The organism is Iodobacter sp. (assembly GCF_025352645.1).
GTDB lineage: Bacteria > Pseudomonadota > Gammaproteobacteria > Burkholderiales > Chitinibacteraceae > Iodobacter.
Genome location: NZ_JANXSO010000044.1, coordinates 16904 through 34373, shown reverse-complemented (window position 1 = coordinate 34373; position 17470 = coordinate 16904). Strand labels below are relative to the sequence as shown.

Below are 17470 nucleotides of genomic sequence, written 5' to 3'. Positions count from 1 at the left end.
AATGGCTGTTTGCTCTGTTAGGGAATAGCATCTTGTGCTTATTCAAAACGGGCTGCTGCATGTCTGTAGCTTGCTGTTTTATAAGAGATTTAATCATGAAAAAATTATTTTTAGTGTTGCTGGTTTTGCTTTCCCAACCGGCCTTCGCGGCGATCAATGCCACCCTTTATAAAGATCCTCATTGTGGCTGCTGCGAGGAGTACGTGAAGTATCTTGAAAAAAATGGTTTTAAAATAAAAGCCGTTAATAGCACGGATATGTCTAGCCTTAAAAAGCAATATGGCTCGGCACAGTTGGCCAGCTGCCATACCACACGCATCGGCCAATACACGGTAGAAGGCCATGTGCCGGTGGCGGCGATTCATAAATTACTCAAAGAAAAACCGCAAATTGCCGGTATTAGCGCGCCTGGCATGCCGCAAAATTCGCCTGGAATGGGGCCAGAAATCAAAGGTAGCTTAAAGATTTATGCGCTGGGCCAGTCGGCAGAACCTAAACTTTTTTCGATTGAATAGAGGCTGTTGATATGGATCGCAGACATTTTTTACACGCCAGCCTTGTATCAGCAGGCTTTGCGCTGATATCAAAGCCGCTTTGGGCTGCCATGCAGCATGGCGCGCATAGCCAAATGCCGAGTGTGCCTTTGAAAATAGCGGCAGATAATCTACCGCAGCTGGCCGCCGATGCGCTGCCAGCTGGCCAGCCCCATGCTGCTTTATATCGCTTGCCTAATCTTAGCTCCAAAAAAGGTGTGGTGGCCGCAACACTCACGGCAGAGCCTTATGAAGTAGAGCTGCTGCCAGGTAAAAAGACCACGGTATGGGCGTATAACCAGCATATCCCTGGTCCGCTGATTGAGGCTTTTGAGGGCGATAGCGTAGAGATTCGCTTTATTAATAAGTTAGCTCAGCCCACCACGGTGCACTGGCACGGCTTGCCGGTGCCATCTGATCAAGATGGCAACCCGCAAGATGCGGTGCCGGTAGGGGGCGAGCGGCTGTATCGATTTACGCTGCCTAAGGGCTGCGCAGGCACGTATTGGTATCACCCGCACCCGCATGGGGATACGGCGGAGCAAGTTTATCGCGGCTTAGCTGGGCTATTTATTGTGCGGGCTAAAAACGATGTGCTGGCGTATCTGCCCGAGCAGCATTTGGTGATCTCTGATCTAAAACTCGCTGCCGATGGCAGCATTCCAGACAACAGCATGAATGACTGGATGAATGGCCGAGAAGGGCAGTTTGTATTAGTTAATGGCCAGCGCCAGCCGCTAATTAAAGTGGGGGAAGCGCAGCGCTGGCGCATTTGGAATGCCTGCAGCGCTCGTTATCTGCGCCTAGCTATGCCTGGCAGAAAAATCATTCTGCTGGGTTCAGATGGCGGTTTGTTGGAAAAAGCCCAGCAGCTAGATGAGCTATTGCTAGCACCAGGGTCGCGTGCAGAATGGCTTGTGGCAGGGGTGGAAGGTGAAATCAGTTTAATGGCCATGGCTTACGAGCGGCATAAAATGGGGGCCGTTGCGCCTGAGCAAGACATTACGCTGGCCAGCATTCAATTCACCCAAGGCAGCAGCGTCAAACTGCCAGAGCGCTTACGCAGCTTGCCACCCAAGCGCATTCCCGTGGCTGAAAAGCGGGTGGTTTTTAGCGAAACCATGAGCATGGAAGGCGGCCAGCATGCCATGCAGTTTTTGGTAAATGGCAAAAGCTACGATATGCAGCGGGTCGATCTTGTCAGCCGAGTAGGGGATACCGAGTTATGGGAGATCTTTAACGATTCGCATATGGATCACCCATTTCATCTGCATGGTATGCAGTTTGAAATGATAGATAGCACGCTCAAAGGCAAAACCAGCCCCGCTCCATGGCGTGCTTTGATAGATACTTTTAATCTGCTACCCCAGCAAAGCGCCCGTATTTTAGTGACGCAGCAGCACAAAGGTTTGCGCATGTTTCACTGCCATATTTTGGAGCACGAAGGGCAAGGCATGATGGGGCAGGTGCTGGTGAAGTAAGGTAATGGCGGCCCGCGGAATCTGGCCGCCAAATAATGATGATGGATATCCAGCCAAGCAAGGTAGCCTGCGGTTTAAATCTCGAGTTGGACTTCCAGCTCTTGAATTAACATCGCCAAAATAACGCCCAGCGTGTTGATTAGATTATCTATATCTTGTCTATTGGTATGGTTTTTGAGGGCGTTTTCTAGCATGGCGGCAAGCTCCTGCACAAAATCAGCACCTGCGTAGCTTGATGTGCTTTTTAAGGTATGAGCTAAGCGCTCGGCAGTGGCCCAGTCATCTTGTTTAAGTGCCTCGCTTATTTCTTCGGCGGTTGATTTTTGTGCAATGGTGTATTTGCGCAGAATAGACAAATAAAGATCTTGTTTTCCCATGCACAGGCGCAAACCTTCTTCAACATTCAGGCCTTCAATATGGGATGGCAGCTTGGTTGGAATAGGTTTGGGCAAGACAGCAGCGGGGGGCGGAGCTGCAGCTGGACCTGCGGTGGCAGGGGTGCACCATTTTTGTAATACCTGCCAAAGTGTGTCAGGGTCTATGGGCTTGGTGATGAAATCATTCATCCCCGCTGCGGTGCAATTATCTCGGTCGCTTTGCATGGCATTTGCGGTCATGGCCAGAATGGGAATACGGCTTAGCCGCTCAATTTTTCTGATTTCGCGGGTTGCAGTGATGCCATCCATAACGGGCATTTGCATATCCATCAGAATGACATCGTAAATGGCTGCCTGCGCCATAGTTAAAGCCATTTCGCCGTGATCGGCAATCGCCACCACGATGCCGGCAGCAGATAATATTTCACTGGCAACCTGCTGATTTAACTCATTATCTTCTACTAGTAAAATACGTTTCCCTTTAAACAGATCCTGCGGGTGTTTTTCTGCGGCAGGCTGATAGCGATCCATTTTTTCTGCGCTATCGCTTAATACCCGAATCACCATGTCAAATAATTGCGAAGCCTGCACCGGCTTAACTAAAATATTTTTAATACCAATGGCCTGAGCTTGGGGTTGCAGATCGCCACCGTCATAAGCCGTCACCATCACGACTTTGGGCGGTGGGGATAAATTCATGGCAAAAATGTGCTGCGCCGTTGTAAGACCGTCCATTTCTGGCATTTTCCAGTCGACAAGCACCACATCAAAGGGCGTGTGTTGCGCATTCTGCTGGCGGATGGCGGCTAATGCGGCTTGGCCTGAATCGACCGCGGTGGCTTTAAATGACATGCTGGCTAATAAATCGTGCATGACTTCGCGGGCGCTTTCTACATCATCAACAACTAAGATATTGCGGCCACGCAAATCAGGCTTTGGGGTTAAAAAGGCAGTGGTGTTTTTTGCAATCCCTAAGCGGGCAGTAAACCAGAATGTACTGCCTTTGCCTGGCTCGCTTTCTACACCTACATCACCTTGCATTAATTCGGCTAATTTTTTGGCAATAACTAGCCCTAATCCAGTGCCGCCATATTTGCGCGTGGTGCTGGAATCAGCCTGTTGAAAAGACTGAAATAATTTACCGATTTGCTCCTTGCTTAGCCCAATGCCAGTGTCTTTTACCGCAAAGTAAGCAAAGACATCATGCTCTGTTTTTTCTTTTACTTTAATAATAACTTTGATAACACCTTGTTCGGTAAATTTAACTGCATTATTAGCATAATTGATAAGTGCCTGGCCAAGGCGGGTGGGGTCGCCAATTAAGTTTTTTGGCAAATCACGGTCAATATCAAAAACTAATTCTAAACCTCGGACAACGGCTTTTTCACTGATCAGATTTGCAACATTATCCATGACCTTTTCTAATGAGAAATCAACGTTTTCTATGTCTAATTTTCCAGCTTCTATTTTAGAAAAATCTAAAATATCATTGATAATGCCTAGTAAATGCTTGCCAGCACCTTGCACTTTGTTTATATAGTCTCTTTGTTTTTCAGTTAAATCTGTTTTTTGCGCCAAATGCGAAAGGCCGATAATTGCATTCATTGGGGTGCGGATTTCATGGCTCATTGAGGCAAGAAATTCACTTTTAGCCTTGGTGGCCTGTTCTGCCGCATCACGGGCTTTTTCTAAATCGTCATAGCTTAGTTTTAACTGTGCAGTGCGCTCTTCTACTCGGCTCTCTAATTCCATATTAAGCCTGAGTATTTTTTTTTCTGCTTCTTGCTGTTCTGCTACTTTTTTAGATAATTCAATGGTTCTTGTCGCGACTTTTTGCTCCAGTTTCTCATTTGCTGCGCGGATATGCTCCTGCATTTCTAAAAGTTTATTATTGTTCTGTACTGCTGTTTCATAAATAGACAGCAATAAGCTTAGAATATGTTGCTTATCTGATTTTATTGAGTATTTTTCGCCAGAGAAAAATACCGGCACACCTTCAGCTTCTTCATAGTTTTTATACATATCCCGACTAAGCAACATGTATTTAATTCGTAGCAGTAAATCGCCAGTGTCATAAGGCTTGGTCATGAAATTATCAGCTTGGCAATCTAGCCCTTTAATCACGTCTTTTACATCAGTTAATGAAGTAAGCAAAATAACTGGAATATCTTGTAGGATGGGGTTTTGTTTTATTTGATGGCATAGCTCAAAGCCATTCATATTGGGCATATTGATATCGCTGATTACAATATCTGGCTGTTGATTGCGTGTTATTTCTAATCCTTCACTGCCATTTTTTGCCAGCAAGACTTGGTAGCCTTCCGCCAACAAAATACGTTTCAGCATGGTGGCTTGAATGGCGCTGTCTTCAACAATTAACACTGAAGTGACTGGGCCGTTATCCAATGCGCTCATTTTGCGGTGCTCCTAGCTTCACGGCAGCACAGGCCGGTTAAGTGCGGGGCAATATCATCTAAGGCCAGTATCCGTTTGGCCGCTCCTAGCGCGATTGCTTGTTTAGGCATGCCAAAAACCACGCAGCTGCTTTCACTCTGGGCAATGGTGGTTCCTCCAGCCTTACTAATTGCTAACATACCATCCGCACCATCATCTCCCATTCCTGTCAGTAAAACTGCGATCTGTTTGTCACCAAACTGCTCAGCTGCTGATTGCATTGTAGTGCTGACTGAGGGGCAATGCCCCTTATTAGGGGTGTTGTTGCGGATTAAAAAATGACCATAAGCATCAAACTCTAGCTGCATTCTTTCCTGTGGAAAATAAACATTGCCCGCCACCGGGGCGGTTCCTGCCTGCGCAATCTGGCAGTTTAAGGCGCATTTTTCCCCCAGCCACGAGATCAGGTTATGCAAAAAGCCATCGCTGATATGCTGAATGCAAACGATGGGCAGGGGAAAATCTGCAGGCAGTTGCGACAAAATGGTGAGCAAGGCCTGCGGGCCGCCGGTGGATGAGCCAATAATTAATAGGCGATTATCGTTTTGCGCCGAGATGCTAGCGGTGGGCAGGAGCTGGCCTGGCGCTTTGCGCCGAAAAACATGAACGCCAGCCAGAATGCGGATTTTACTGATGAGTTCGCGGGCTATTTCACCATAGATGCCTTCCTGCTCTAGCTTAGGCTTGGTGACAATATCTAAAGCTCCGGCTTCGAGTAGTTTAAACACATTAGCTGAGCCTGGCTGCGCCGATACGCTGATGACTAGGATAGGGCGAGGATGATGCGTCATGATGTTTTGTATCAGCTCTAAGCCATCCATTCCTGGCATATGAAAATCGGTGCAGACTACGGCGGGGTTAAGGCTGGCTATCATTTTTAAAGCTTGCTTGCCATCGCTGGCGCTGCCGATGACTTCAATATCTGCGGCCTGCGCCAGTATTTTTATCAGAATACGGATGGCGATGGGGGAGTCATCGACTAACAATACGCGCGTTTTGGCTGCCTGCATTTCACACCAGTCTTTTGAGGGTATCAAGCAATAGTTTTTGCTCGAAAGCGGCTTTGGATATATAGGCATTGGCACCGGCTTCCATGCCGCGTTTTTTATCTTCTTCGGTGGAGAGCATGGTCACTAGCACAATAGGCAGCTCGGTATGCTTTTTATGGCTTCTTACTTTTTGCACCAGCGTTAAGCCATCCATATTGGGCATATTGATATCACTCACAATGGCATCAAAGGGACGCGTATCCAGCTTGCTGTAAGCGTCTACACCATCAACGGCCATAACTACCTCATAATTGCCTGATTCCAAAATCCGCTTCATTTGGGCACGGGTGGTTAGGCTGTCTTCAACCAGTAATATCAGTTGTTTTTTATGTTCGGTTTCTTGCTTGCTGGTAGCGACGGTTTGGTTGGCTTGATGTTTTAATTTAGTCACAAAATCAGGCGGGTTGAGCACCATGCATACTTCACCCGTGCCTAAAATGGTGACGCCGGATAAATCGCTGATATGTTTTAGCAGGGCGCTTTGTGATTTCAAAACGATTTCTTGTTCATCAAGTAATTCATCGACGATCAGGCCAAAGCGCTCACCCCCCGCTTCCATGATAATGCAGGGCGATGATTCTTCGGCTTTTTGCCCTTCAGGCGCTAGCGGCACAAAATCATTGCGTTTAAAACGGAGTAAATCCAGCAATCTGGCCACTGCCACCGCCTTACCTTCAAACATGGTGGCCAGATGTCCTTCAACGCTAAATAACTCTTTTTTGGCCAAGGGATAGGATTTCAAAACATATTCAACCGGCACGGCATATTTTATGGAATTGGCCAGCACGATCAGCACGCGTGAAGTGGATAGTGTTAATGGCAGCCTGATATTAATCGTGCACGAGCGGCCTGGCACAGAGGAGACGCTAACCAAGCCTTTGAGTTTTTCTACATTGGCACGCACCACATCCATGCCAACGCCCCGCCCAGACACATCGGAAACAAAGCTGCTGGTAGAGAAACCCGGCATAAAAATCAGCCCCATAACCTGCTCATCATTCATGGCGGCCAGCTCTTCGCTGCGCCATAAATGCGTTTTGGCGGCCGAGTTTCTGATGGCTTGCAAATCTAAGCCGCGGCCATCGTCTTCGATCTCGATCACAATATTGGCAGATGATTGATAAGCTTTCAGCCGAATGTGGCCTGCAGCGGGTTTGCCTTTGGCGATGCGCTCAGCAGGTAGCTCTAAGCCATGATCAATTGCGTTTCTGAGAATGTGCATCAGTGGGTCTTTCATTTCCTCCAAAATACGTTTATCTGCGGTGATATCGCCGCCTTCAATATGCAGCTCTACTTCTTTGGCCCGCTCACGGGAGAGCTTTCTGACCATGAGCCCGAATAAATTAAAAATGGTGGAAAGCGGCAGCAGTCGTATGGTGCGTATGCCTTCTTCTAGCTCGCCGCTTACAAAATTTAGCCTTGCGCTGTCTTCGCAAGCGGCGCTGACTAAGTTTTCTAAATGGCCCGAGTACTGATCCAGCATCGTGAGTAAATGCGGTTTTTTTTGTTCGGAGCTCTTCATGCTTAAGTAGATTTGCTCCCATTTTTCTTGCAGCTCTTCTAGCTCGGTATGCCGCCTAGCGATGCGAATTTTGGCCACGGTTAGCTCACCGGCATGGGTCATCAGCATATCTAGCTTACGGGTTTCCACGCGGATGGTTTCAATCACAAACTGCTCGGTATTGGCTTTACTGCTGAGAATGGCTTTGCTGACATCAAATAGCTCATCTACTTGCTGTATGGGGAGTACTTCGGCTGGTGATGCTGTCTCGTCTGCTGGAGCAGCAGCAAGCTGATTGTCCACAGCGGTGATGAGCTCCGGTGGAGCAGGTTCGCAGGCTTTGATGGGGGTGGGTGTAGTGGGCTGCGAAGCAGGAGGCGCTGCGTCGTCGGGTATTTGCAGTGAGGCCAGTACTTCGGTGACATCCACATCGGCAATGCCGCCATTAACCGCTTCATCGACTAATTTACGGATGGCATCCAGTGATTTGCACATGCCGTCTATGGTTTCAACCGCTATGCGCAATGTGCCGGTTCGAGCCTTACCTAAGATATCTTCAAAACGATGGAAAATCCGCTCGATATCGTACAGCTCCAGCATGCGCGAAGCGCCTTTCAGGCTATGCGCCTCGCGAAATAGCTCTTCTAATAAGGCTAGGTTGTCAGGGTTTTTCTCAATTTTTAGTAAGCCATCTTCAATCGCCTGCAGGTGTTCACTGCTCTCAATGCGGAATAAATCACGCATCTCGCTATCTTCAATCATAGGGCCTCCGATCTTTACCACGTACAAGGCTTAGCGTGCCCTTGTTAAAACCCAAATCTTGAACCACAGAGAACACGGAGGATCACGGAGAAAATCCAGATTTGCATTTCTCCGTGTAACTCCGTGTTCTCCTCAACTCCGTGGTTCAAGATTTGGGTTTGGAATGGCACTCCATCAAACAATCGCTTTTAGCTTGTTATTGGCCTCGTTCAGGTTTTGTATTCCGATCTTGGTCTGGGTGATGCCGGCGGCGGTTTCTTTTGCTCCGGCGTTCATGGTGTTGGCCGCTCCAACCACTTCGGCAATTGCGGCGGTTTGTTGTTTTGCGTTCAGCGCCCCTTGCTGACTGCTTTGGTAAACTTGGTTGGATAAGCTGGAAATTGATTCAAACAGATCATTCACCTTGGCAACGATGCTCATCACGCTTTCAATATTTCGTGTGCCTTCCTCGGTGCGCATAATGGTGGTGTCAGATGCTTTTTGGATGCCTGACACAATGCCTTTGGCCTGCTCTGCAGATTTTTTACTTTCTACCGATAGCTTGCGCACTTCAGCGGCAACGACAGAAAACCCCTTGCCATGCTCGCCCGCCCTTGCTGCCTCTACCGCGGCATTTAAAGCCAGCATATTGATCTGGTTAGAAAGATCCTTGACCAGCTCAGTAATGGTGCCAATTTGCCCCGTTTGCTCAGAAAGGGACAGTATTTGCTCGGCAATTGCGCCAATTTTTACTTTCAGGCCATTCATGGCTTCAACGACTTGGCGTATCGCCTCGCTGCCGTCTTCGGTCATATTGCTGGCATTTTTTGCCATATCGGCGGCATTGGTCGATTGATCTGAAGACTGACGCGATGACACGGATAGCTCTTCTAGTGTGGAGGTCATTTCATTGGTCATCGCTGCTTGTTGGTTGGCCGTGCGCTCGTGTTGGGCGATGGTGGCGGCAATTTCACTAGAGGTGCTGGCGGCGGCGCTGACTGCCATATTGATGGTGCGAGTGATGCGTGAAGCCACAAAGAGGCCAAGCAACACGGCACTGATAATGGCGAGGATAATGCCGTAAATCAGGGCAGAAATCAGCGAGGAGAAAGCATCCGCCGCTAATTTTTGTCGCTCGTCTTTTATTTCAAATTCCTTTTTTTGAAATTCATCCAGTGTCGCTTGTAAGTCATGTCCCACTCCTGCGGCCTTGCCTGAGCGAAATATTGCCATCGCAGCTTCTGGTGCACCTTCCTGTATCTGGCTGACTTCACTGCCGGTGATATCTTTAAGTGCTCGGCCAAATTCTTTTATTTTGGCTAAGAGTTCGCGCTGCTTAGGGTCGTGTACTGCAGTTTCTAAGTAATCGAGGGTTTTGGTGTAATCAGCGGCGTGCTCTTGATACTTAGCATGGTCTTTCTCGTTTTTAAGCAGCAGCATGCCACGTGCTGCTGCCTGCATGCCTAAAACATGAAACTCTAGGGTATTGGCTTTGGCGACAATCTCGGTGGCCGTTTCCGCCAAAGTGGATTGCTCCTCCGCCACCTTGATATTTTTGTAAACCACAATGCCCACTACAATCAGCAGTAGCAGCGGCATAATATAGCCCAGCAAAATGCTGTACTTCAGCTTAATCCCTTCAAACATGATGTTCTCCTAGCGTTCGTTTACCACTAAATCTTTGTTTTTTAGAATTTCGGGCAAGTTTAAAATTGTCATGGCTTTTTGGTTGTAATGAACGGTTCCCATGACATAACGTAAGACATCGGGATGGGCGGATGCGGGCAGAGGCACTACTTCGGATTGGCTAATTTGAACAATATCGTCGATATCATCCACGGCAATCCCCGCCAGAATGTCGTCTGCAGAACTCACCACTATTTTTGCCTGATGAGTAAAGTTTTCAGAATGCATTCCTAGTGTATTGCGGATATCAATAATAGTAAGAATACTGCCCCGTAAATTCATATTGCCCAATACATGCTGCGGGCAATTGGGTAGTGGGATAATATTTTTAATTTTAGTGAATTCATTTACATTCCGAATATCCATACCAAAGTATTCTTGCCCTAATATAACTACGGCCAGCTGTAGGCTATCTGCTTCGCTACCGGCCTCTATTTTGCGGATCAGCTCAGCTGCGCGTTTGTGTAAAACAACTCTATCGCTAGCGCTTGTGGTATCCGGTGTAGGGTCGCTGCATTCTTGAAGGTTGAGCTCACGGGCAATCAGGCGGCGATGGTCCAAAATACTGATAATTTGCTCATCCACCCGCGCCATTCCCAACACAAAAGAGGCCGATTGTTGCTCCTCGTGCTGCGGTGGAAGATCAATCTGCTCGTTGGAAATACTGATGACATCCAGTACTTCATTCACAATCATACCAAGCAGGGTTTGCTCGTTTTGCATTACCAGCACGGCATCAGATAAGTTTCTTGCTTGGGGTGTTTTGCCTAGCAATATATTTAAATCGATGACCGGAATAATACTGCCACGTAAATTAATAACCCCAGCAATATAGGCGGGTGCGTTTTCCATATGGCGAATGGCGGGCAAACTGAAAGTCATATTCACCGCCAGCGCGTCAATGGCGTACAGCGAATTTTTGAGGCTGAATACAAAATATAAATTCGCTGATTCTTTCATTGCCGCCGCCATTTATAAACTGGTTTGAAACTGTTCCAGCATTAGCAGTAGTTCGCTGGCGCTGGTTTCGTCATACAGGGTCACCGGTGTATGGCCTGGTAATAAACGCACAATATCTAATGCACTGGCGAGCATTTTTTCTGCCATTTTTTTATTATCTTCATGCATATAAATATTAAATAATTCAACATAAGCAGGGAGAAACGTGTGGTCTAGATATAAAGCTTTTTTGAGTATGGTTTTACTTTCTGCCCGATTGCCGAGCACTTCGGCAATTTGCGCCAGTACAAAATGCGGCTGCGGGGAGTCGGGATTCAGCTTGATGGCTTCATGGCTATTTTTTGTTGCCAGCTCATATTGGCCGTTGTTTGCATATTTTTTAGCTTGCTGTAATAAATCATTAAAAACGGGCACGGGTGCTTTAGGTTTTAGCTGCGCTTGTTTTTTTTGCGGTAGCGCGGGGGGTAGAGCCTGAGGTTTTAGATTGATTTGCTGCAGCACAGGAGTGGGTGGCATTAATATATTTTTTTTATAAACCAGCAAATTATCAATACTTATTATATCTAGCCCTTTAGCACCCTGTAGGCCTAGCTCACCATGGCCTGTTATTAAGTAGCCAGGGGCCTTTAAGCAGGCAACAAATTTACTGCTGATTTGGCTAACGGTTTCAGCTTGAAAATAAATAAATACATTGCGGCAAATAATTAAATCAAAATCATGAAATGGGGTGCTTGGTGCCGGAAGTAAGTCTTCTTGTAAGTTGCCATAATAAAACTTCACCATCTGCTGTATGTTTTGATTAATCTTCCAGCCATCTATCTGTTTTGTAAAATACATGCTCCTTATGGCTGGATCCACTCTACGGAAAGACCATTCGCTATAAATTCCCTGCTTGGCTTTCTCTAGCACCAACTGGTTTACATCGCTGGCGATTATCTGAATATCCGGCCGCTGGCCTATGGCCAAGGTAGGCAGTAATTGGCTGATGAGAATAGCGATGGAATAAGCCTCTTCGCCAGAGGAGCAGGCCGCACTCCAGATTCGTAGCCTATTGCCATTTTGTGCCAGTAGCTCGGGCAGAATGTGCTCACTCAGTAGCTTAAACTGCCCCTCATCGCGGAAAAAATACGATTCACCCACTGTAAGGAAGGCCAGTAGTTCACGCCAAGCACGGCTGGATGCTGTTTTGCTGTGTTGCAGTTCAGCCAGCAACTCCACGGGGCTAAGTCCTAGCTGCTTGCGGCTGATGGATTCAATCTCTTTGCATAGGTTGTCCTGCTCACGCACAACAATGCCGGTGCGGCTTAGGACTAAGCGAGTGAGATCATCAAACCAGGCCGTTTGCATTGGCTTCTCTTTATTCATTGTTACTTAAGTAAGTGAAAAAGCATAACTCAAGCTAGTTTGGCTTTGCTCGTGTGTCAAACTATTAACTAATATAGAGTGGTGAATTAGTAAGTATTTTTTGGAATAACCATATTTTTTTTGAGTATTGTCGTAAGCAAATGAATGGGCTATTAAGGTAGAGAATTGCAGATAATTCTATCAACTTAAGCAATCTGCGATTCGTAGGGCGGGTGTAGCCCGCAGCCATGCTAAAAAACGCGAGTTGCACCCGCCCTACGATGTTTCAACGCTTGCAATAGATCAACTCTAATTTGATCGCTTAAGATTTAACGATCAACAAATTTACCTTAAGTTGATAGGATTGGAATTGCAGAGAGTAAACAGGGGGATATGGCGATAAAATACGTTTAATGTTTATTCAATTATTATTAAAGCTATTTTTGCAGGGAAATTCTTATTTAATTGATTTCCCTGCTGTTTATTTAAATGGCTTAAGAAGAAATAGGCTCTTTGGCTGCGCGGGCCCGGCGAATGGCGCGATAGCGTTTAAGCCCGATAAGTAATGCCAGTAGCAGCAGCCACAACGGCCAAGCTTGGCTCAGGAAAACAATACTATTTAGCCCCCCTTGCCAGCCCGTCTGAATGCTTGCCCACAGCCGAGTAAAAAAGCTAGGACGGCTTTGCGCGAAAGCTGATTCGATATTCGGAAGCTCGGTTTTACTAAGCTGTGGCAACTGATAAAGGTGCAAGCTGATACTGCTGAAAGCCACCTGATCGTTGAATTCTTTTTCACGCACAATGGCCTCATCACGGGCCATTGTGCTGTCGTTTTGCGCCACAATGATTTCTGCTTTTGTACGCTGGTTTTTGCTTTGCTCTGCCGCTTCGCCAAGCTGTTGCTGGGTTTGCTGATTTAAATGTATCCCCATTTTTTGCCTGAGCAAATCGAACTGTGCATCTTTTGCGGTAAAGGTACGCTCGTCCAGAAAAGCAATCTGTGCTGCAATTAGGCGCAGAAATTCCTGCGTTTTAGCGCTGGGAACTCGCAAAACCAGCTCACCATCAAGTACGTATTGCGTAAGCTGCAGCAGCTTGTCATCGCCAATTTTCTCATGTTCTATCCGCTCCTTTCGCGACTGAATGCTGTTGCGCTCAACAAAACCACCCATCTGAGCGGTAATATCTTCAATGGCTAGTGCTGATTGATATACATCTTTTACTTGGAATTTAGCATCTGCATGGCGAATAAATTTGCGTTCGCTATCGGTCTGGCTATTTGCCAATGAGCCGAGTTGCGCTGCGCTTTTTTCCGTTTTTTGTTTAGTGTTTGCTACGGAGCTAACTTGGGCACTGTCTGCAGATTCTGCCGCATTCACACTTTCCTCTTTTTTGCCGCAGGCGGCGAGGGCGATCAGTGTGAAGCAGATCAGGAGAGATTTGATTTGCAAGGGGAAGCCTTTGTAATGAGCTAGGGTGAATGTCAACGCATCTTACGTTGATTGAAATAATTTTCACATAGCAAGGTATGAGCTAATTACCTGAACTAAGTGGTTTTGTGTATGTTTTTTAGTAAGAAGTAGGCGTTTTTTACTTGCATGTTCTTGCCGCCAATATTTGTGGCCGCTTAAAAATATTTTTAAAATATTTAACCCGTTTCAGATAGTCCCTGCGTTTCATATTGTGTTCATCCACTTGTTAACAGGATTACTCATCATGAAAAACCTCGGCTATCTATCTTGCTTGCTACTGGCTACGGCTTGCAGCAGCCATCCAGAAACCGCTGTTGCACCGATCCCCGCCCAAACGGAAAAAGATCGCACGCTTGAGCAAGAGCCTAAGCAAACGCATTCGGTGGCTGAGGTGCTGGCCCCATCGCCAGAGATGGCGCAGGGAGTGGTTTCGTCGCCAGCCCTTGTTGTGCATTCAAGGGCTGAGTCTTCCAGATTAGCTAAAGAGCACACGGTAAAATTTGCTGCAGGGCGGCACGATTTGCGTACTAATGCGCCGCGTGTACAAGTTGGCCCTGCGATAATGGTCGATCAGATTGCCCCTCCCGAGCCTAATCGTGAAAACTACAGCAAGCAGGATGAATTGCCGGTTAAGGTGGTGGCGCAGGAGCCGGTTTCTACTTTTTCTATTGATGTGGATACCGCCAGCTACGCCAATGTGCGCCGTATCTTACAAGCGGGCCAGCTACCACCTAAAGATGCGGTGCGGGTAGAGGAGATGATTAATTATTTTCCTTACAATTATCCCAATCAGGCCAGTAGCCGCCCGTTTGCGGTGCATACCGAAATAGCCCCCGCGCCTTGGGGTGTGGATAAGCATCTGATCCGCATTGGTATTAAGGCGCAAGACATAACAGCAGCAGCGCTGCCTGTGGCTAATTTGGTGTTTTTGGTGGATGTATCCGGCTCGATGAATGAGCCAAATAAACTACCACTGCTGCAAGCTTCGCTTAAATTACTGGTGGATCAGCTTAAAGCGGGGGATCACGTTTCCTTAGTCACTTACGCCTCTGGCACCCGCGTGGTGCTGCAGCCAAGCGCGGATAAAAACCAAATTAAACGCGCAATTGATCAGCTGCGTGCCAGCGGCAGCACGGCAGGCGCAGCAGGGATTCAGCTTGCCTATCAAATGGCGCGCCAAGGTTTTATTAAAGGCGGAATTAACCGAATCTTACTGGCCACTGATGGCGATTTTAATGTGGGTGTGACTAGCATTGATGCGCTGAAAGAAATGGTTGAAAAGCAGCGCGAAGCGGGGGTGTCGCTGAGCACGCTAGGCTTTGGCACTGGCAATTACAATGACGCGCTGATGGAGCAGGTGGCCGACATTGGCAACGGCAATTACCACTATATTGATACGCTGAATGAGGGGCAGAAAGTACTGGTGGATGAAATAAGCTCTACGCTGGCCATCGTGGCTAAAGATGTAAAAATCCAAGTCGAATTTAACCCAGAACAGGTCAAAGAGTATCGTTTAATTGGTTATGAAAACCGCCAGCTTAAACGTGAAGATTTTAATAACGATAAGGTAGATGCTGGTGATATTGGCGCAGGCCACACCGTTACCGCGCTGTATGAAGTGACTTTTGCGGGTAAAGGCGGCTATCTAGAGCCGCTGCGTTATGAGGCAAAAGCCGCCCCTAAAATCATAAGTAGCGATGAGCTTGGCTTTTTACGTCTGCGCTATAAAGCGCCCGATGGACATAAAAGCCAGCTGATAGAAATCCCGCTACAGCGCCGTGATGTATTAAATAGCTTTAATCAGGCCAGTAATGAGTTTCGCTTTGCCACGGCAGTGGCAGGTTTTGGGCAAATACTGAGGAATGGCCGCTATATAAATGGCTTTGGCTATACACAAGTCGCAGCGATTGCGGCGAATGCCCGTGGCAACGATGCGTTTGGCTATCGGGGTGAGTTTTTGCAATTAGTTAAATTAGCAAGAAGCCTGACTCCAGCGGCAGAGGGGAGTGGGCGGGATTAGCTATATACATGCTTAGCAAACCTAGGAAGATAGTTTATAAGGTTGGGGCTAAGCCCAGTTATTGCTTGGGCTGGCATAAAAACCTAGCTGATTAGCTCTCTTACTTAATCTCATTATAAATATCGTAGGGAGGGTAAAAGCCGCGTATTTATTCAATATTGCTCGCGGGTTTCACCCGCCCTACACATTCAAAAACCAAGCCCAGCACTCAAGAAATCCATCTACAAAGAGTTCATTGAGCAAGAGACATAATCAGGAAGGCCCTAAGCCTCAGGTGGTGGTCATTACGATGTGTGTGCAAGCAGTGTAGTCTGACGCAGGGCTTGCGTCAGATAAAGTCAGCTGGTTTTTGGGCATATCAACATATACTGGGGCGATGACGTTTACCACTCTGCCTGACGATACCTTACTGATGCTGGCTTGGCGCGATGGCGACGAGGCCGCTTTTGCTGCGCTGTATCGGCAACATAAGCAGCGCCTGCTGCGATTTTTGGTGCACAGCACTGGCAGTGCAGCCAGCGGAGAAGAGGTGTTTCAGGAAGTTTGGCTTACTTTAATTCGTCAGCGAGAGCGCTACCGGACAGAGGCTAAATTTAGCACTTGGCTGCTAGAAATCGCTCATAGCCGTTTGGTAGATTGGTATCGACGCAATCAGCGTCACCAGTGGGATCATGATTTATCTGCCGCAGCAAATATCCCCGATCATTGCCCCTTGCCAGAAGCACAGGCAGCCAACCGGCAGCTGCAACAACAGCTCAGCGATTGCCTACGCCAGCTGCCGCCAGAGCAGCGCGAAGCCTTTTTATTTAAAGAAGAATACGACTTAGGCTTAAGCGAGATAGCCGCGCTTACGGGCCGTAGCGCAGAGGCCGTTAAAAGCCGCGTGCGTTATGCCATCAATAAATTACGTCAATGTTTGGGAGGCGATCATGAATAAAACAGAGATGGATGACGGCCTGCCGCATGATGCAATGCTAAGCGCCATCTATCGTAGCCTGCCAGATCCAGCCGTAAATCCCCAGCTGGATGCGGCTATTTTGCTGGCGGCAAAGCAGGCGGTGCAGCCCCCAGTAAGCAGATTTGCGCGGCTACGGGCTTGGTTTGCACCCTGCTGGCAGCCCCGATATGTGAGCACTTTTGCCAGCATTGCGGTGGTGTGTTTGGCGGCTTTATTGATGCTTAATCGCCCAACGGCAGAGTTAGCCGCTCCTCAGCCAGAAGTCATCAGCGCTGGCCTTGATCAGGGGGCAGGCTTGGCTGCTCCTGCAGCAAAGCCATTGCCCCAGCCCGCACCCCCAGAAATTAAGCCGCACTCGCCCCTTGATTCATTAGCCGCAGCAAAAAAGGTGGCTCGAGATGTACAACAGAACGCTAAGGCAAAGCATAGCGAGCGGCTTGCCTCGGCGGATAGCACTAAGGATGCAAAAGAGGCTTTGGCCCCAGCAGAGCGTGCAAAACCACAAACTGAATCACTACGCCTTGCGTCTGTTATGCCCGCCGCCCCAGCCCTTGCAGGCAATAAAATGGGAGCTGAAACCGCTGCCCCAGTAGTCTCCGCCCCAGCGCCCGCCGTAATTCAGGCAGCGCCTAAGCCAGCACTTGCGCGCTCTAAAGTTATCTCAGAGGCCGATCTACAAACACCTGCTGTGCCTACAGCAGATGAGGTCAAGAAATTTACTGAAGCGATTAATGAATTATTAAAAAATGATAAGCAGGCAGCGGCGCAGCAAGCTTGGCAGCGCTGGCATGAGCAGTACCCTGATTACATCTTGCCGGATGAGTTAAAACAGAAAATCCAGCGGCCCATAAGCCGTTAACCATTAGATGAATAAGCAGAGGGGAACGCCGAAGT

General features: G+C 47.8%; 12 protein-coding genes. 5 read left to right on the top strand and 7 right to left on the bottom strand.

Features of this window, described 5'->3' with window-relative positions; genetic code table 11:
- Window positions 1-95 precede the first annotated feature (95 nt).
- Together Q0R17_RS06100 and Q0R17_RS06095 are read left to right on the top strand one after the other, a co-directional pair.
- Window positions 96-515: a DUF411 domain-containing protein gene (locus Q0R17_RS06100; RefSeq protein WP_293933013.1), complete on the top strand. Its 420-nt coding sequence runs from the start codon at window positions 96-98 to the stop codon at window positions 513-515.
- Window positions 516-526: 11 nt separating this feature from the next.
- Window positions 527-2014, top strand: a complete 1488-nt coding sequence (locus tag Q0R17_RS06095) for a multicopper oxidase family protein (RefSeq protein WP_293933012.1) — start codon at window positions 527-529, stop codon at window positions 2012-2014.
- Window positions 2015-2088: 74 nt separating this feature from the next.
- Here Q0R17_RS06095 and Q0R17_RS06090 read toward each other — a convergent pair whose 3' ends face one another.
- From Q0R17_RS06090 to Q0R17_RS06060, 7 genes are all read right to left on the bottom strand, one after another.
- The gene (locus tag Q0R17_RS06090) at window positions 2089-4806 is read right to left on the bottom strand and encodes a response regulator (protein ID WP_293933010.1); all 2718 of its coding nucleotides are present in this window, start codon (window positions 4804-4806) and stop codon (window positions 2089-2091) included.
- Window positions 4803-5855 (bottom strand): chemotaxis-specific protein-glutamate methyltransferase CheB, encoded by a 1053-nt coding sequence (gene cheB, locus Q0R17_RS06085; protein WP_293933008.1) that lies wholly within the window; start codon window positions 5853-5855, stop codon window positions 4803-4805. The genes Q0R17_RS06090 and cheB overlap by 4 nt, the downstream gene beginning before the upstream one ends.
- Window position 5856: 1 nt before the next feature.
- The gene (locus Q0R17_RS06080; protein WP_293933006.1) at window positions 5857-8157 is read right to left on the bottom strand and encodes a hybrid sensor histidine kinase/response regulator; all 2301 of its coding nucleotides are present in this window, start codon (window positions 8155-8157) and stop codon (window positions 5857-5859) included.
- A gap of 174 nt (window positions 8158-8331) precedes the next feature.
- Window positions 8332-9783, bottom strand: coding sequence for a methyl-accepting chemotaxis protein (locus Q0R17_RS06075; RefSeq protein ID WP_293933004.1), 1452 nt, complete (start codon window positions 9781-9783; stop codon window positions 8332-8334).
- Between the two features lie 9 nt (window positions 9784-9792).
- Window positions 9793-10782 (bottom strand): chemotaxis protein CheW, encoded by a 990-nt coding sequence (locus Q0R17_RS06070; protein ID WP_293933003.1) that lies wholly within the window; start codon window positions 10780-10782, stop codon window positions 9793-9795.
- 12 nt (window positions 10783-10794) lie between these two features.
- A complete protein-coding gene (locus Q0R17_RS06065; protein ID WP_293933001.1) occupies window positions 10795-12129 on the bottom strand; it encodes a CheR family methyltransferase in 1335 nt (444 codons plus the stop codon).
- Between the two features lie 491 nt (window positions 12130-12620).
- Window positions 12621-13577, bottom strand: a complete 957-nt coding sequence (locus Q0R17_RS06060) for a DUF4349 domain-containing protein (RefSeq protein ID WP_293932999.1) — start codon at window positions 13575-13577, stop codon at window positions 12621-12623.
- Window positions 13578-13842: 265 nt separating this feature from the next.
- Here Q0R17_RS06060 and Q0R17_RS06055 point away from each other — a divergent pair, with 265 nt between their 5' ends.
- The 3 genes from Q0R17_RS06055 (at window position 13843) to Q0R17_RS06045 (ending at window position 17435) form a co-directional block, all read left to right on the top strand.
- A complete protein-coding gene (locus Q0R17_RS06055; protein WP_293932997.1) occupies window positions 13843-15618 on the top strand; it encodes a VWA domain-containing protein in 1776 nt (591 codons plus the stop codon).
- 376 nt (window positions 15619-15994) lie between these two features.
- Window positions 15995-16555: a sigma-70 family RNA polymerase sigma factor gene (locus Q0R17_RS06050; RefSeq protein WP_293932995.1), complete on the top strand. Its 561-nt coding sequence runs from the start codon at window positions 15995-15997 to the stop codon at window positions 16553-16555.
- Complete coding sequence (locus tag Q0R17_RS06045; protein WP_293932994.1) at window positions 16548-17435, top strand: hypothetical protein; 888 nt, start codon at window positions 16548-16550, stop codon at window positions 17433-17435. The genes Q0R17_RS06050 and Q0R17_RS06045 overlap by 8 nt, the downstream gene beginning before the upstream one ends.
- The last annotated feature ends 35 nt before the right edge of the window (window positions 17436-17470 follow it).

Excerpts from the sequence above, each read along its gene's own strand:
- Q0R17_RS06050 (WP_293932995.1), top strand. The coding sequence starts at position 15,995 with ATGACGTTTACCACTCTGCCTGACGATACCTTACTGATGCTGGCTTGG.
- Q0R17_RS06090 (WP_293933010.1), bottom strand. The coding sequence starts at position 4,806 with ATGAGCGCATTGGATAACGGCCCAGTCACTTCAGTGTTAATTGTTGAA.
- Q0R17_RS06070 (WP_293933003.1), bottom strand. The coding sequence starts at position 10,782 with ATGAAAGAATCAGCGAATTTATATTTTGTATTCAGCCTCAAAAATTCG.
- cheB (WP_293933008.1), bottom strand. The coding sequence starts at position 5,855 with ATGCAGGCAGCCAAAACGCGCGTATTGTTAGTCGATGACTCCCCCATC.
- Q0R17_RS06095 (WP_293933012.1), top strand. The coding sequence starts at position 527 with ATGGATCGCAGACATTTTTTACACGCCAGCCTTGTATCAGCAGGCTTT.
- Q0R17_RS06055 (WP_293932997.1), top strand. The coding sequence starts at position 13,843 with ATGAAAAACCTCGGCTATCTATCTTGCTTGCTACTGGCTACGGCTTGC.
- Q0R17_RS06075 (WP_293933004.1), bottom strand. The coding sequence starts at position 9,783 with ATGTTTGAAGGGATTAAGCTGAAGTACAGCATTTTGCTGGGCTATATT.
- Q0R17_RS06045 (WP_293932994.1), top strand. The coding sequence starts at position 16,548 with ATGAATAAAACAGAGATGGATGACGGCCTGCCGCATGATGCAATGCTA.
- Q0R17_RS06100 (WP_293933013.1), top strand. The coding sequence starts at position 96 with ATGAAAAAATTATTTTTAGTGTTGCTGGTTTTGCTTTCCCAACCGGCC.
- Q0R17_RS06065 (WP_293933001.1), bottom strand. The coding sequence starts at position 12,129 with ATGCAAACGGCCTGGTTTGATGATCTCACTCGCTTAGTCCTAAGCCGC.
- Q0R17_RS06080 (WP_293933006.1), bottom strand. The coding sequence starts at position 8,157 with ATGATTGAAGATAGCGAGATGCGTGATTTATTCCGCATTGAGAGCAGT.